Raw genomic sequence first — 16,272 nt, 5'->3', positions numbered from 1 at the left:
CCTGAAATACCATTTCGTTTCTTTCTCTATGAGTATTGATTAACAATTACTTAGACCTTAAGTAGACGGCTATGGTCTCTGACCGGTGTCTCGTATGGTAGCGGTCTCCGACCGCCTTCGCCCTAAGGGCGTAGCCAGCCCAATGGTAACTGTCCCCTACTGCATCCACACCTTTAGTACCCTTTACATATGGCGTTGACACGGGTAATCCCCTCCTGACCTACCGTCCACATTTACTATTTTGCAGCCGAATCTCCCGCATGAACGCATCTGGCGCCGGTCTCCGACCGGTGTCTCGTATGGTAGCGGTCTCCGACCGCCTTCGCCCTAAGGGCGTAGCCAGCCCAATGGTAACCGTCCCCTACTGCATCCACACCTTTAGTCCCCTTTTTATATGCCTTTGATACGGGTAATCCCCTCCTGACCTACCGTCCACATTTACTATTTTGCAGCCGAATCTCCCGCATGAACCGTAACCGCTGGCTCCTCCTCCCACTGCTCCTCGCCTTTCTTTTCGGACTGAACCTCTCGCTGGGCAGTGTGCGGATCCCGTTCGGACAGATCCTGACCGTCCTTACCGGTGGCGACGCCACCGATCCCGTCTGGGCCGGGATCGTCTGGAACTTCCGCCTGACAAAAGCCCTCACCTGCATCCTGGCCGGCAGCGGCCTGGCCCTCGCCGGCCTGCAAATGCAGACACTTTTCCGGAACGCCCTCGCCGGCCCCGACATGCTCGGCCTCAGCGCCGGCGCCAGCCTGGCCGTCGCCCTTATCTTTATGGGACAGGCCGCCGGCATCCGTCTATTATATGAGCCCTCCCCCTGGACCACGGCCCTGGTCGCCAGCGCCGGCTGTTTTGCGGTAGTCATTATTATGCTGGCCATCGCCCAACGCCTGCGCGACAACGTATCCCTGCTCCTCGTGGGAATGATGATCAGCGCCGCGGTGTCGTCGGTGGTAGGCATTCTGCAGTTTGTCAGCAAAGCCGAGGAAATGCAGATCTATATCGTATGGACCTTTGGCAGCCTGGGCAGCCTGAGCTGGCCGGAAATTGCCATTCTCACCTTCGCCTTGTTCGCAGGCACGGTACTGGCCATCCGGTCCGCCAAAGCACTGAACGCATGGTTGCTGGGCCAGCACTATGCGCAAAGCCTGGGCGTACCGATCAAACGCTCACGCATTATTATTATCGTATCCACCTGCATCCTGACCGGCAGCATCACGGCCTTTTGCGGCCCGATCGGCTTTGTAGGCCTGGCCGTGCCGCACCTGGTCAAGCTCCTGGTCCGCACCAGCGATCATAAGATCCTCATTCCCGCGTCCATGGCAGGCGGCGCCGCGCTGATGCTGCTCTGCGATGTGCTGGCACAGCTGCCGGGCAGTACGCAGGTGTTGCCCATCAATGCCGTGACCGCGTTGATCGGCGCCCCCGTCGTCATCTGGATCATTCTTCGCCATCCCCGCATGCAGCCTTAGTGTATATGCCTCACACCACACCGACCATAGCGCTCCAAACCCACGGACTGACCACCGGCTATGACAATCCCGTGCTCCACCTGTTGGAAAATATGTCGCTTACACTCCACGCCGGCGAATTGGTGTGCCTGATGGGCCCGAACGGCGTAGGCAAATCCACGCTGATGCGCACCCTGGCCGGGCTGCAGCAACCACTGGCCGGCAGCGTTACCCTGGCCGGCGGTGCCGGCATGCCCCGCGAGCATCAGGTGGCCGTGGTCCTCACGGAGAAGATCGCCGGCATGAACATGACGGTATACGAGCTCGTCACATTCGGACGCTATCCATACCTGGACTGGAACATGCGCTTGCGCGAAGAAGATAAAAAGATCATCGGCCAGGCAATATCCCAAACACGCATCCACAGTTTTACACACAAAAAATTATATGAGCTTAGCGACGGCCAGCTGCAACTGGTCATGATCGCGCGTGCCCTGGCGCAAGACACCGCCATGATCCTGCTCGACGAGCCCACCGCCCACCTCGACCTCAACAACCGCGTCGAGATCATGAAGCTGCTGCAACGCCTGGCACGCGACACCGGTAAAGCGATCCTGGTCGCCACGCACGAATTGGACCTGGCGCTGCAGACCGCCGATATCCTGTGGGTTGCCGGCAAAGACAAAACCCTGGTCACCGGTCTGCCCGAAGACCTGGTGCTGCAAGGCACCCTCGACGAGATCTTCCAACTGAAAGGCTTCGATCTCAAAACCGGCCAGATATACCATACCGCCTTCCGGAACAAGACCGTGGCCCTGCACGGCGACGGCTACATCTACCGTTGGACCCGCAATGCCCTGGAACGCAATGGATATACTATTGCCACAGCGTCCACCCCGACCGATATCACCCTTTCGATCGAAACGACCGACCATCCCGCATGGCGACTGCAGCGGGGCACCGAAACGAAAGTATACTCTTCCCTGAAAGAAGTTCTCCAGACGCTCACGCTATAATTTTCTGCTGCCAGCACGTATCATTCCGCCATCGCAGGACGTTCCTTACCCATAACGTTCCGGAAATAAAAGTTACCTTTGCCCCAGGAGCCGCTAGCTGTAGTAAACCAAATTCAACAATATGATAACCGTTAACAGATTACCGTACCTCGTACTTTCGTTTTTACTCTTATCCCTGTCATCCTGCGAAGACGATGAACCCAAAGCCAGCTTTATGGTAGAACAGGATCCTGACAACAAACCTCTCCACGCCACCTTTATCAGCACTTCCAAACATGCGGAATCGCTTCGCTGGCAGATCGGAGACTACTATCACACCGCCCCCGTCCTGGAATATCGTTTTAACTACCCGGGCACGTATACCATTGCGCTGGAAATCACCAATGAGGACGGAGAGGTCGACCGCATCACGCAAGAGGTTGTGATCCCCCACGTGAACCCTTGTGGCGATCCCTGGAAAGAAAAAGAGCAAACCCTCCTCGACCAGTATTATGCCGGGCACAACATTACGCCTTTACGCGACAGCGAGCTGGGCTGGCAGTACGTCGTCGTCCAACCCGGTAACGGCCGGAAAATAGTGACCGGACACGAAAGCGTTTGGGTCAAGACAAACTATTATCTGTTGGACGGCACCCTGGCCCTTACGTTTGAAGGTGAGTACAGGGAGCTCAATGAGTATAATAACATTGCCGTATCGCAATTCAGGAGTATGGACGAAGGCAGCACCTTCCACTGGTTCCTGCCGTCTTGCTACGCCTTTGGCATGGGCGGCTATCTCGGTGTCCCGCCGTATACTCCGGTCATTGAAGAGATTCAATTCATCAAGCTAGGACCCGAGCCTTGTCAGTGCTGAGCCGCTTATCTGACTCCAGCATTCCCATCCTGTATGTCCGGGTGGGAATGCTTCCCTAAACACGGGGCAATTCTCTCTACAACGCTACGCGCGAAATACATCCATAACTTCCCCTGGATACCAAAACGCCTTAGCAGACCAATCAATCGTTTGCAACACGCCCGTGTAAGTTCTCACTCAAGATTTCTGAAACTGTGTGCGTCATGTTTTATTAGTTTGCCGTTTCAAGACCTAAGAAACGCACGAGCCCATGACGAAATTGAAAGATCTCTTCCCATATACCTTTGACGAGCGGTACAAAAAGCCCGTCGCGTACTTCTCCATGGAATTTGCCGTAGACCAGCCCCTCAAGATCTACAGCGGCGGCCTTGGCTTTCTGGCCGGTTCGCACCTGCGCAGCGGCTACGAGCTGAAGCAAAACATGATCGGTATCGGCATCCTCTGGAAGAAAGGTTACTACGACCAGGAACGCAACCAGGATCAAACCCTGCGCGTGAACTTTCGCGACAAAGACTACCACTTCCTCACCGATACCAACATCGTATTCCCCATCACCATCCACGGCGCACGGGTATATGTAAAAGCCTTCCTGCTGAAGCCTGAGGTATTCAATACGGTGCCGCTATTTCTGTTAACCACCGACATCCCTGAGAACGACTACCTCGCCCAGACCATTAGCCACCGCCTGTACGATCCCAATGAAACAACGCGCATCGCGCAGTCCATCCTCCTCGGCATCGGCGGCGCCAAGCTGCTCGACGTACTGGAGCGTGAAACGGAAATATACCACATGAACGAGGGCCACGCCCTGCCGCTCTGCTTTTACCTGCTCGACAAATACAAAAACCTGGAAGAAGTAAGGAAACGCGTTGTCTTCACGACACACACGCCCGAGAAGGCCGGCAACGAAGAACACAGTATGCCGCTGCTCAACAGCATGAGCTTCTTCAACGGCCTCACGCAGAAAGAAGTCGAAGAATACGTACATCCCGAAAACGGCGTATTGAACTATACCCTCACGGCCCTGCGCCTGGCACGCCGTGCCAACGGTGTATCGCAGCTGCACGGCGAAGTATCGCGCAAGATGTGGGGCGACTACAGCAACATCTGCGAGATCATCGCCATCACCAACGCCCAGAACAAAACATACTGGAGCGACCCCGCCATGGACAAAGCCCTGGCAGACGGCAACGACCAGGCCCTGATCGCGCGCAAAAAGGAACTGAAGTATAAACTGTTCCGCACCGTCGCCAACCAAACCGGCAAGCTCTTCGACGAGAATGTATTGACCCTGGTGTGGGCCCGCCGTTTTGCGGGCTACAAACGCGCCAACCTCCTGCTAGCCGACTACAGCCGCTTCCAACGCATCGCTCTCAACACCAAGTATCCCATCCAGATCATCTGGGCCGGCAAGCCCTACCCGGAAGACTACAATGCTATCAACATCTTCAACGAAATATACTGGAAGACCAAAGACCTGCCGAACTGCACCGTTGTAACGGGCTATGAGCTCTGGCTGTCGGGCCACCTGAAGAAAGGCTCTGACCTCTGGCTCAACAACCCTCGCCTGTACCACGAAGCCTCCGGCACCTCTGGCATGACGGCTGCCATGAACGGCTCCATCAACCTGTCCATCCCCGATGGCTGGGTGCCTGAGTTTGCACAGCATGGCAAGAATGCATTCATCATCCCGACGGCGAATGACCTGCTGACGGCAGAGTCAAAAGACAAGCTCGAAGGCAATGCTTTGCTCGATCTGCTGGAACATGAGATCATCCCCATGTACTACGAACAGCCTGCCCGGTGGCGTACGATCATGAAAGCGAGTATGAGCGGTGTAACGCCGATGTTCGGCTCCGGCCGCATGGCCGACGAATATTATACGAAGCTATACTCGTAACACGGGTTCTAACGACTGCACATAAAGGTTGCTATGTTCACTCATGGCAACCTTTTTTATTTTCCGCTCTTCCTTGAAACGTTTCGCCTCCACGGGATCATAAAAATTGTGGGGAAGTGCTTCTACACGTCTTGCTATTAACACCGTGCAGGCCTTACCTTTCATAAGGACCCTGAGTCCTAACCCTTCATTAACCTAAATTTTATGAGCATGAAAAGACTGCTACTCCTGGCAGGCATACTTGCGATTATATTCTATTCGCCTGTGTCTGCCCAGACAACCACCGTCACCGGTACGGTCAAAGATGCCGAGAACGGCAGCCCCATACCGGGCGTGAACGTAACGCAGAAAGGCACAACCCAAGGTACCATCACCGATGCCGCCGGGGCGTTCTCCCTCGATGTACCTCCCGACGCAACATTGATCATCAGCTTCATCGGGTATAAAACGCAGGAACTTATTGTCGGCAATAATACAACGCTCGCGATAGAGCTAAGCGTGGATGTTACCGCCTTGTCGGAAGTGGTCGTCACGGCCCTGGGCGTAAAACAGGAAAAGCGGGCCCTCGGCTATGCCGCACAAGAGCTGAAAGGCGCCGAGCTGGCCAATACACGTCCGACGAATATCGTCACCGCCCTGCAGGGCAAAGTGGCCGGCGTACGCATTCAGAATTCCGGCGGCGCACCGGGAGCGGGCACCAGCATCCTGATCCGGGGGGTTACATCGTTGAACTCGGGACAGAATAATCAACCGCTGTTTGTTATCGACGGCGTGCCCATTAGCAACGAAACAATTGCCGCGAACGTGCTGCCCAGCTCGGGCTCGGTGGCGACGACCAGTACCGAACAGTACTCGTTTAGCAACCGTGCGATCGATATTAACCCGGATGATATCGAATCGCTCAATGTCCTGAAAGGTCCCGCCGCTACTGCGCTCTATGGCTTGCGTGCTTCCAACGGCGTGGTCATGATTACCACCAAACGAGGAAAGGCGGGCAAGCCGCAGATTTCCTATACCGGCTCTATCGGTTGGGATGAGGTCAATAAAACGCCGGGCATTCAGCGTGCCTACCGCGAGGGTGCGGCCGGCGTTAAACGTATGGGTGTACCGGGGGCGGGAACACCGTTTCAAACGTTCGGCCCGCCCGTTACCGAGGACGACGTGCTCTACGACAACTTCAAGAACTTTTTTCAGACCGGCAAGCGCTTCAGTAATAACCTGAGCGTCTCCGGCGGGAATGACAAAGCCAACTACTTCACGTCTGTTTCGCATCTGAAACAAGAAGGCATTGTCCCTAACTCCGACTGGTCGCGCACGTCGGTAAGGTTTAGCGGCAACGCTGCCTTGTCCGACCGGCTAACGGTGCGGGGCGGTGCGACCTATACCAACTCCGGCGGTTTGCGGCCACAGGGAGGTGACAAATCGATCATGAGTGCCCTCAACTATCACACCACGTCGGCCGATGTTAATGACTATATCAATCCCGACGGTTCGATTAAAAGCTATGCGGGCACGACGATCGACAACCCGCGTTACCTGGCTGAATTCAGCACGATGGAGGACGATGTGAACCGCGTCATTACGTACGCTGGTGCCAACGTAAAGATCCTCGACTGGCTGGAGGCCGACTATCAGATTGGACTGGATTATTACGGCGACCAGCGTGTGCGCATTGCACCCGTGGGTCTTGACATCTCTACCGCCGCCGGTGGCTTTATGGTGGAGGAACGGCTTCTTTACCGCGAGATCAACTCGAACTTTCTGCTTACCGCGCGATACTCGTTCAGCGAAGATCTCAAAGGGTCGATCATGGTGGGGAACAATGTTCTTGACATCCACTCCAACCAGTTGAATGTGCGGGGCGAGAAGTTTGGCATGAAAGGTTTTTACGATCTGACCAACACCGCCAATAAATTCACCACGGAAGCAGACCTTGTACGGCGGCTGATCGGTGTGTTCGGTGATGCCAAGCTGGAGTATAAGAGCATGCTGTATGTCAGCGTTACCGGGCGTAACGACTGGTCGTCCACGCTGCCGACACAAAACCGGTCTTTCTTTTATCCGTCGATCAGCGCCGGGTATGTCTTTACGGAGTCACTGGGGCTGAGCTCCAACCCCACCTTCAACTACGGCAAGATTCGTGCTTCCTGGGCGGAGGTGGGAAAAGACGCGCAGGCCTATCAAATCGGACAGTACTACCAGCTGGCGCTGGGGTTTCCGTTCAACGGCGTCAATGGTTTCCGTCAAAGCACGACCTATGGCGCGGCGAGCCTCGAGCCTGAAAGAACCCGCTCGCTCGAATTGGGTGCGGAGCTGAAATTTTTCAATAACCGTCTTTCGCTCGACGCTACCTACTACCGGGCCATCAGCACCAACCAAATTACCGAGATACCGGTCACCAACGTATCAGGCCTGGCGTTGTACGTTACGAACGCGGGTAAAATCCGCAACCAGGGTGTCGAGCTTCTGCTGAGCGGCAGCCCTGTGCGCACGGGTAATTTTAGCTGGGATGTTTCGCTGAACTGGTCCGCCAACCGGAACAAGATCATCACGATGCCTGACGGCATCAATGAGATCATGTTTATGGACGATCGCATTGCCAATAAATTTGTGCGGGGTGGCTCGATTGCCGATCTCTATGGCCGCCCGTATCGCCGAAACGATCAGGGCCAGCTGTTGCTCGATGCAGACGGTTATCCGACGTTTTCTGACAGCTATATAAAAGTAGGAAATGCCTTACCAGACTGGCTGGGCGGCCTGACAAATACGCTGAGCTGGAAAGGCCTGTCGTTGTCTTTTCTGATCGAAGTACGCGAGGGTGGCGACGCCTATGATACAGGCATGCGCAACCGCTTACGCAACGGTGTAGACGAGCGCACGGTGCCGCGCAACGTCGACGTAGTCTTCCAGGGCGTCACTGCCGATGGCTCGCCTAATACCCGGTCCGCGCGCATTGACGGCGACACCTATTACCGCGTGGCGGCACGTTATGCCGACGTAGCCGAGGTTCTGCTACAGGATGCCTCGTGGCTGCGTCTGCGCAGTGCCACGTTTTCGTACACGTTTGGCCGAAGTGTGCTGGCCAATACGCCGCTTAACGCGCTTACGCTGTCGGCGGCCGGCAACAACCTGCTGCTGTTCACTCCTTTTAAGGGCTTTGACCCCGAGGGTAGTTCTTATGGCTCGGGCAGCAATTCGCTCGGTTACACCGGGCTGAACATCCCGATGACCCGCAGCCTGACCTTTACTGTAAGTGCCAATTTCTGACCTCTAATCATCGATCTATATGATACATAACATTGCCCTAAAAATAAGCAGCGCGCTGGCGGTCATTGTTCTCCTCACTGCCTGCGACAACTACCTGGATACAAACATCGATCCGAACCGTACCCAAACGGTAACGCTGGAGGCACTCCTGGCACCCTGTATAGACGCCACCAGTAACAATCATTACCTGGCAGCATTTACTACGGGCCAGTTCACACAACACCTGGCGTCGTATTTCCCCGGCGGAACCGATTCCTACGAAGAGACACGCATGGCCACTACGTGGGTGGGAATCTACCTGACAGCCCTTACCAATCTGGATGTTTTGGTTGACCAGGCGGAAGAGCAGAGCTCGCCGTACTATGCAGGCATCGGCAAGGTTCTGCAAGCCCTCAATCTTGGTATAGCAACCGATACGTGGGGAGATGTACCGTTCTCCGATGCCTTCCAGGGAGAGAATGGTCTGACACCTGACTATGACAGCCAGGAGCAAATCTATCAGACCATCAATACTCTGCTCGACGAGGCCATTACCGACCTGCAACAACCCACGTCGCTTTTCAAACCCGCGACCGACGATCTTATCTTTGGTGGAAAGCTTGTGAACTGGGTAAAAGTGGCCTATACATTGAAAGCCCGCTATGCCATGCACCTCACTAACCGCGACCGGGATGCTGCCGTGTCGGCCGCGCTCACAGCCCTGCCCCTGGGCATCAGTGCAGCAACCGAAGATCTCCAGCTGAACTACAACACGGTGAACCGCAATCCCTGGTATAACAATGTATCGTCGCCCATTACTACTGGTAACTTTACGGTGGGGCCATCGGAACAGATCATCAGCCTGATGAACGGCACGTATTACGACGTGATCGATCCGCGCCTCCCAAAAATGTTCGACAATCAGGGCGCTGCCACTTATAGTGGCCTGACCAACGGGCTGGCCACGGGGGGCAATAGTCGTCTGAGCGTCAATACCTGGTACGCAGCACAAACAGCGCCGCTGCTGATGGTGACCCTGATCGAGGCCAGGTTTCTCGAAGCCGAAGCACGCTTTCTGCAAAACGGCGGTACAACCACCTCTGTTGGCACGACGCAGGAAGCGTATGATGCCTATATCGCCGGCATTACTGCTCACTTTGCCAAGCTGGGGCTCGACCCCGCCGCTTACCTCTCCAATACCGACGAGGTCGCTGTCGGCAAGGACAATCTTACACTTGAGCTAATCTTAAAAGAAAAATACATTGCCATGTTCCTGAATCCTGAAGCGTGGGTCGACGTACGGCGTTATCAATATAACAATACGTTGTACAGGGGCATGGAGCTGCCGGGCAACTATAACAGCAACCTTAATAACGAGTTTGTTCGCCGCGTACTATACCCTTTCGACGAGATCAATCGCAACAGCGCATCGGTCACACCGCACATCAAGACCATGGAAATAAAAATGTGGTGGGAAGAATAATGTATCGACACACGATTAAACGCATTCAACCATGAATATACATACGCTAACAACAACCCTGATTCTTCTTGCCGGTCTTTCCGCTTGCTATGAGGAGGATGACAACGACAAAGTGCTCTTCGATCATGCAACTCCCGGCAAAGGCTACTACCCGGTTTCAGCGAATACATTCACAAACCTCAACAACCCCACCAACACCACCTGGCGTTACACCGGAGGTTCTGAGCTTGCCCTGGAGCTGGTGTACTGGACGGAGGACCAGGTAAAAGAGATCAATATGTACGCGTCTGTCGGCACCGGCACACGCGAGAAGATCTACACAGGTCAATACGCCGCGATTGCAGCCTTTTCCAGAATGAAATCCGCCGACACGCTCGTTCTGCGGTACACGGTACCCACCGTCGCCGCCGAGACAACCGTCAAACTGGAAATGGAAATAATAAACGAAAACACATTAACGCTTACGCGAACCCGCAATGTGACGGCGATACCCTGAGGAGATAAAGGATCAACACCCCAAACAAAAAGCGGTAGTTACCCTGTAGTAACTACCGCTTTTTATATCACCCATGATGGTGCACTAATACGTCTTCGTCATATCCTTTGGAATGGCAATAACAAAGTCCGCCACCTTTTGATTCTTCTCTTCCAGTTCTTCAATCGAATCCTGCTCCACGGAGTGGATCGTCACGATCTTCAACTCGGGCGCTGCCTTTTTCAGATACCATACAATACCCTCGAAGTTTTGCGAATGATACGCGCCATTGTAATGCACGAAGAGCCCCTTTCGGTTTTTAAGAATGAAATACGCCATCGTTGCATCTTTCACAGCTTGCGACCTGGCCATATTCTCGTTCGACGGCGCGCCACCATGTCCACCCATCGACATTGAAGCAAGGCTTTTATACCCCGGCAACGTCAGATCGATCTCGATAGGCAGCGGCGCGATCCATTTCTTTGCCTCCTCCGGCAATGTCTGCAAGGCATCGATACCTTTGCGATAGACCAGGTTCGCATAGCGGCGCGGTACGTTGGTGGCGATCGCCGGCAACTTCTTTTCTTTGGCCAGCTCGATCAGTGGCTTATAGTCATTTTTGTAGTTATCCCACACCTTGGCTTCGCTCAGCAAATGACGTTCCTCGATAACACCGGTAAGGTATTCACCTAATACGATCTGATCGTCTGCCTCGAACATCTCGAAGCCCAGCACGAGGTCGTTGCGCACGGCATACAGATCCTTTGCCACTTGCAATTCCAGCCAGTGGTCGATGGCGTTGTCGTGCAGCTCGCCCACCAGCACAACGTCCGCCTTGGCGAGCGCCTTGATCATTTTGGTATACTCTACATCTTTGCCCTCCTGGGTAAACAGTTTATAGGCAGGCTTATCCTGTGCCCGGACCGTTGTGATAACCACGAGGAACAGGCAGGCGATACAAATACGCATAAGAAGAAAAGTAAGATCAGTTATTCACCCCGGCGGCGGATCACCGTGACCGACGACCGCCGGCACTTGCCCCCGATGGGAGGGTTGAGCTTGGACAGTTTCACCTCTACGGCGCTTACCGCCGACCATGTGTCCATAACATCGTCGGCGATCTTGGCCACGACCGTTTCCAACAGCTTGGAAGGTTTGTCCATTTCCTCCTGGATGATCCGGAACAGGGTCTCGTAGTTCACGGTGCCGTTCAGGTCGTCTTCGGCGGCAGCCTGGCTGAAATCGGTATCCACGACGATGTCTACTTCGAACCAGTTGCCCGATTCGCGTTCATGGGGATATACACCGTGAAAAGCATGGAACTCGAGCCCCTCGAGCGCTACGCGTCCTGTCATGCGATCTCGTCAAAGAAAGACTTCAGCACCTTTTTCGCGGGCGCCGCGACGGCAACCGGTGTTGCTTCTACCAGCACAGGGACTGGTTGCGACTCTACGACGATGTCTTTCTCCACCAGCTGTACGATGTGCTGTGTGCTCATCATTTGCTCGGCGTGAATGTGCGTGATCGCCGCTACCGGTTCGGGGCGAAGGATCTTTTCGCTATAGTTATTGGGGAAGGCAATTTTGCGGGCCTCGCGGCGTGCCGTCACCAGGTGCTGGTCGGCATCGAACTCTTTGGTGTGGTTCTTCGCGCGCTCTACGCGCTCCAGCGTCTCGTTGCCGAGGCGTTTCAGGTCGGCCAGCAGGTCTTCGCGCGATGACTCCAGCTTCTTATAGTTCTCTACCAGCATCTTGAGACGCTCTTCCATTTCGGCTACGATCTCTTTTGCGCGCTGGTCGGATTCTTCGATGGTATCTTTTGCCTTGGTCTTGGCTTCGTGCATGATGGCATCGGCCTTCATCTGCGTTTCCTTCATGTGAAGATCGGCCGCGAGACGTGCCTGCTCGATGACATTGGCACCGGTATCTTCGGCGGTCTTGAGGGTCTTGTACAGAGAGCTCTCTACTTCGCGCAGCTTGTTCACTTCGCGTTCGGTCGCTTCGAGCTTAATGCGGAGTTCCTTGTTATCGTCCTGGATGCGTTCCCATTCCTGGGAAAGCGTCTGTAAAAAACCGTTAACTTCATCGATCTGATACCCCCGGAAGTTCTTCTCGAACGTCTTCTGGCGTATTTCAAGTGGTGTTACTCGCATAAGTGTATTAGTTTAAAAAATGATGTTCCAGACTGATATCGTACGGTCGTCGCTTGCGCTCAGCAACAGGTTGTGATGGTGTGTCCATAATACCTTGTTCACAGACGTCCCATGCCCCGCATGCCGCGACCGGTCTATGACCTTGAGCAACTTCAACTCTTCCATATTCCACACTTTCAAGGACTTATCCATGCTACAAGTTACGAAATGTTTGTTATCCGGGCTAAAATCAAGGTGATTTATCGCATACATATGCGCTACGACCTCCGCCACTTGCGCATATCCGGCCTGGACATCCCACATTTTCAACCGTGCATCGCGGGCTCCGCTCAGCAAAAAATGACCGTCTGACGTATACCGGACGGTAAACACTGATTTTCCGTGCGCCTGCCATTCGTGCTTCAACTGCAATGCCGGATCATAGATCCGGATGCTGTCGTCGCTGTAACCTACCGCCACATCACCGTTTGCCGGGTTCAGACTGATCGTTCGCGCGCTCTTGTCTGACGCCTGATGCCGGGCCACGATCGTGAGTGACGCCACATGTACCTTTAAAATCGTGCCATCGCCGGTGCCAACGTAGACAAAATCACCGGACTGCTGTAGATCAAATATAGCCGCCTTGGTTAATTGTAACGACCCGGTCTCCTTTTTATTCTCCCAGTCCAGCAAATGAATGCCGTCGTAATTATGCCCCGCCACCAACAGCCCCGAGGCGTGATGATACGCCAACGCATACACCGAGTTGGGCAGCTTGGCAATGAGCTGGCCGTTCTCGGGATCGTTCAAGTCCCACGCCGCCACCATGCCGTCGCCGGCACCGGAGAAAAAGCGGTGCGCCTCGCCCCCGCCGGCCAGCGTGTAAACACAATCGCGGTGCCCCGTAAGGGTGTGCTGCTTAACGACTTCTATCTTGCCCACCATCCTGAATTAAACGGGCAAAGTTCTAACTTTCGGGATGTTTTCTAAAAAGATGTCCGTAAAATAATGGGACTTGAAACAATAGAAGCAAGCCCCGGCCGCGTGCTGGCCCTATGGCACATGCATGAAGACGAGTCCACGCTGGCGGCCCTCCTCGGCGAAAAAGCCCCCGAAAACGTCACCAACCCGCAAAAACGACTGGAGTGGCTGGCCGGCCGCATGCTGGTGAAGGAGGCCCTCCAGACACTGGGCCTCTCCTATCACGGCATTATCAAAGACGCCTTTGGCAAGCCCTTTCCCGCCGGCCACGACTACCAGCTGTCGTTGAGCCACTCGTTTCCCTACGCTGCCGTGCTGCTGGATGCTCACCAACCGGTCGGCATCGACCTCGAACAACCGAAAGAGAAATTGCTGCGCGTTGCCCCGCGCATGTTCCACCCCGCCGAGCTGGCTGACGCCGGCACGGACCTAGTCAAGCTCTGCATTTACTGGTGCGCCAAAGAAGCCCTCGTAAAAGTGTATGGCAAGAAGGATCTCACCTTCGCAAAAAGCCTGTTAGTGGCCCCATTTTCGCAGAAAACAGGAGGGGAGATAGTTGGCAGCATTATTGTCGATAGTCAGGAAAGGGTAATACCTTTATGCTACACGGTCACCCCCGACTTTGTCATGGTATTCAACAAAGCCACCACACTATGAAAAAGATCATTTTCCTTTTTGCCGCGGCTGTAGCTTCCCTGGCGGCACACGCCCAGGAAGTAAAAGACTTTAGCCTTGTCAATGTCGCCAACGGCAAGACTGTGTCATTGAACACCTACCCCTCGTGCGCGGGCATTGTGATCGTGTTCACCAGCAATGCCTGTCCTTACGATGAATATTACCGCGGCCGCATCGACAAGGTGGCCCGCGAGTACCAGGACAAAGTGCCCGTGCTGCTGGTCAACGCACACAACGACCCCAACGAGTCGATCGACAACATGAAAAAGAAAGCCGCGGGTTGGTCCCTGCCCTACCTGGCCGACAAAGACCAGGTATTGATGACCAGCCTGGGCGTTGCCAAAAGCCCCTCGGCCTATCTGCTGAAAAACAACGGCGGCAAATTCACGCTGATCTACAGCGGCGCCATCGACGACAACGCGCAGGTAGAAGCTGACGTACGCCACCACCACCTGAAAGACGCCATCGACATCATGCTGGCCAACCAAAAAGTAGCCACCACCGAAGTCCGCCCCGCAGGCTGCAGCATTCGCAAGAAATAATCACATCTACAACGGGACATAAAAAACCACCGGATTAATTGTCCGGTGGTTTTATTTTATCCAATATCGACAGCTGCATAGCTGGCGCTATTCCACACCAATAGCATCATATACCACCACCTTCTCCCACAGGTGCGAATACTCCTTCACGAACTTCTCATGAATAGGATGCACCTGGTACACATTCTGTCCCTCCACATCATCAAAGAAGATAAGCTCCGACGCACTATAGCTGGCATCCACCACCGGCCGCAGCTCCGTACTGGCCGGCACGCCGATATGCAGGCTGCGCACGCTCTCGATCTTGCGCAGCGTACGCAGTCCTTCGAGCAGTTTATTGAGATCTTCTTTTGAGTCGCGGTTCTTCAGCCAGAAGAACACGTGATGCGCTAATTGCTTTTTACCTTTTGCTGTTTCCATAGTTGTAAGTGACATGCCAGAGGCGACACCGGCGGTTAAGACGGCGGCGCTGGCCATAAAAGTTCTGCGGGTTTGCTTTTTCATGGGTATAAATGTATCGGTAACACGGGCAAGGTACGACATAACCGCCAACGGCGGAAGCCCCTGCCGGTACTATTCGGTGATTTCAATCCGGTTGCCGTCAGGATCCAGCACCACGCTTTCGTAATACCCGTCGCCCGTGGTACGCGGCTCGCCCACCACTTCATAACCATCCCCCCGCAGCACTTCGGTCAGCCGGTCTACCTCCACCTTGCTGCCCGTCGAGAGCGCGAAATGTACCAGCCCCGTGAATTGTTTGTATACATCATTCTCACTGTTCGGGATACCCGGCATCTGCATGATCTCCAGGCGGCACCCCTCGTCAAAGCTTAGAAAGTATGACGCAAAGCCCTTCTTCGGATTGATATACTTATCGTTGGCACGCGCGCCAAAGTATTTTTCATAAAAGGCCCGGAGCTTCTCCAGGTCGTGTGTCCATACGGCAATGTGTTCGATCTTCATGATCCACTAATAAATCATCTTTGCTATACTTTTAAGTAAAAGGCCACATCAATGGGGCATAGACCTGTAGGCATATCACAAGAATTTAACGCTTCGAATATACCGGTTTTCCAGGCAGACCATGCAACTATCTAAACCTTCCGGTTTATCCGGAAACAATGCTCATACTTCTCCATCCCGATCTTCGGATAATAACCGATCGCCTTCGGCGCCGCCAATAAGATCAGCGTGGTCTCCTCTCCCGACGCCACGTGGGTACGTCGGATCAGCTCCTTGCCGATGCCCTGGTGTTGAAAGGCTTCGTCCACCGCTAAGTCAGACAGATAACAGCAAAAGGAAAAATCCGTCAGCGCCCGTGATACTCCCACCAGCAGGTCGCCTTTCCAGGCGGTGACTAACACGTTGGCGTGCTCCAGCATACGGGCGACACGGTCGGGCTCGCTTACCGGCCGCCGTTCGGACAACGTCGAGCGCGTCAATACATCAATAAATTCTTCTGTCGTAATCGGGCGGTTGTCGAAATACTGAATGTCTGCTATCATATCGGAAGGG

At 54.4% G+C, this 16,272-nt stretch carries 16 protein-coding genes; 9 read left to right on the top strand and 7 right to left on the bottom strand.

Annotated features, from left to right (window positions below; translation table 11 throughout):
• Positions 1–465 precede the first annotated feature (465 nt).
• The 7 genes from KK078_RS16670 (at position 466) to KK078_RS16640 (ending at position 10,449) form a co-directional block, all read left to right on the top strand.
• A complete protein-coding gene (locus KK078_RS16670) occupies positions 466–1,476 on the top strand; it encodes a FecCD family ABC transporter permease (protein WP_254091434.1) in 1,011 nt (336 codons plus the stop codon).
• Positions 1,477–1,481: 5 nt separating this feature from the next.
• Complete coding sequence (locus tag KK078_RS16665; protein WP_254091433.1) at positions 1,482–2,471, top strand: ABC transporter ATP-binding protein; 990 nt, start codon at positions 1,482–1,484, stop codon at positions 2,469–2,471.
• A 121-nt stretch (positions 2,472–2,592) separates the two neighbouring features.
• On the top strand, positions 2,593–3,324 hold the full coding sequence (locus KK078_RS16660; protein WP_254091432.1) for a PKD domain-containing protein: 732 nt from the start codon (positions 2,593–2,595) through the stop codon (positions 3,322–3,324).
• A 250-nt stretch (positions 3,325–3,574) separates the two neighbouring features.
• A complete protein-coding gene (gene glgP, locus KK078_RS16655; RefSeq protein WP_254091431.1) occupies positions 3,575–5,224 on the top strand; it encodes an alpha-glucan family phosphorylase in 1,650 nt (549 codons plus the stop codon).
• Between the two features lie 210 nt (positions 5,225–5,434).
• On the top strand, positions 5,435–8,491 hold the full coding sequence (locus KK078_RS16650; RefSeq protein ID WP_254091430.1) for a SusC/RagA family TonB-linked outer membrane protein: 3,057 nt from the start codon (positions 5,435–5,437) through the stop codon (positions 8,489–8,491).
• A gap of 19 nt (positions 8,492–8,510) precedes the next feature.
• The gene (locus KK078_RS16645) at positions 8,511–9,953 is read left to right on the top strand and encodes a SusD/RagB family nutrient-binding outer membrane lipoprotein (RefSeq protein WP_254091429.1); all 1,443 of its coding nucleotides are present in this window, start codon (positions 8,511–8,513) and stop codon (positions 9,951–9,953) included.
• A 31-nt stretch (positions 9,954–9,984) separates the two neighbouring features.
• Positions 9,985–10,449 (top strand): hypothetical protein, encoded by a 465-nt coding sequence (locus KK078_RS16640; protein ID WP_254091428.1) that lies wholly within the window; start codon positions 9,985–9,987, stop codon positions 10,447–10,449.
• 84 nt (positions 10,450–10,533) lie between these two features.
• Here KK078_RS16640 and KK078_RS16635 read toward each other — a convergent pair whose 3' ends face one another.
• Genes KK078_RS16635 through KK078_RS16620 form a run of 4 tightly spaced genes read right to left on the bottom strand, consistent with a single transcriptional unit; the run spans position 10,534 to position 13,504 of the window.
• Positions 10,534–11,397 (bottom strand): ChaN family lipoprotein, encoded by an 864-nt coding sequence (locus tag KK078_RS16635; RefSeq protein ID WP_254091427.1) that lies wholly within the window; start codon positions 11,395–11,397, stop codon positions 10,534–10,536.
• 20 nt (positions 11,398–11,417) lie between these two features.
• Positions 11,418–11,783 (bottom strand): dihydroneopterin aldolase, encoded by a 366-nt coding sequence (gene folB, locus KK078_RS16630; protein WP_254091426.1) that lies wholly within the window; start codon positions 11,781–11,783, stop codon positions 11,418–11,420.
• On the bottom strand, positions 11,780–12,580 hold the full coding sequence (locus tag KK078_RS16625; protein WP_254091425.1) for a DivIVA domain-containing protein: 801 nt from the start codon (positions 12,578–12,580) through the stop codon (positions 11,780–11,782). Before KK078_RS16625 ends, folB begins: the two co-directional genes overlap by 4 nt.
• A 12-nt stretch (positions 12,581–12,592) precedes the next feature.
• On the bottom strand, positions 12,593–13,504 hold the full coding sequence (locus KK078_RS16620) for a WD40 repeat domain-containing protein (RefSeq protein ID WP_254091424.1): 912 nt from the start codon (positions 13,502–13,504) through the stop codon (positions 12,593–12,595).
• A gap of 63 nt (positions 13,505–13,567) precedes the next feature.
• Here KK078_RS16620 and KK078_RS16615 point away from each other — a divergent pair, with 63 nt between their 5' ends.
• Together KK078_RS16615 and KK078_RS16610 are read left to right on the top strand one after the other, a co-directional pair.
• Positions 13,568–14,197 carry a 4'-phosphopantetheinyl transferase family protein gene (locus KK078_RS16615; RefSeq protein WP_254091423.1) on the top strand — a complete coding sequence of 210 codons (630 nt, stop codon included), beginning with the start codon at positions 13,568–13,570 and terminating at the stop codon, positions 14,195–14,197.
• Complete coding sequence (locus tag KK078_RS16610; protein ID WP_254091422.1) at positions 14,194–14,757, top strand: redoxin domain-containing protein; 564 nt, start codon at positions 14,194–14,196, stop codon at positions 14,755–14,757. The genes KK078_RS16615 and KK078_RS16610 overlap by 4 nt, the downstream gene beginning before the upstream one ends.
• 87 nt (positions 14,758–14,844) lie before the next feature.
• Here KK078_RS16610 and KK078_RS16605 read toward each other — a convergent pair whose 3' ends face one another.
• From KK078_RS16605 to KK078_RS16595, 3 genes are all read right to left on the bottom strand, one after another.
• Positions 14,845–15,261, bottom strand: a complete 417-nt coding sequence (locus KK078_RS16605; RefSeq protein ID WP_254091421.1) for a Dabb family protein — start codon at positions 15,259–15,261, stop codon at positions 14,845–14,847.
• A gap of 69 nt (positions 15,262–15,330) precedes the next feature.
• The gene (locus KK078_RS16600) at positions 15,331–15,720 is read right to left on the bottom strand and encodes a VOC family protein (protein ID WP_254091420.1); all 390 of its coding nucleotides are present in this window, start codon (positions 15,718–15,720) and stop codon (positions 15,331–15,333) included.
• A gap of 131 nt (positions 15,721–15,851) precedes the next feature.
• Entirely contained in the window at positions 15,852–16,262 is a 411-nt protein-coding gene (locus KK078_RS16595) for a GNAT family N-acetyltransferase (protein ID WP_254091419.1), read from the bottom strand.
• Positions 16,263–16,272 lie beyond the last annotated feature (10 nt).

Source organism: Dawidia soli (assembly GCF_018598185.1).
In the GTDB taxonomy this organism is placed as follows: Bacteria; Bacteroidota; Bacteroidia; order Cytophagales; family Cyclobacteriaceae; genus Ohtaekwangia; species Ohtaekwangia soli.
The sequence above is the reverse complement of the archived record's forward strand: the minus strand, read 5'-3'. Positions and strand labels throughout refer to the sequence as shown.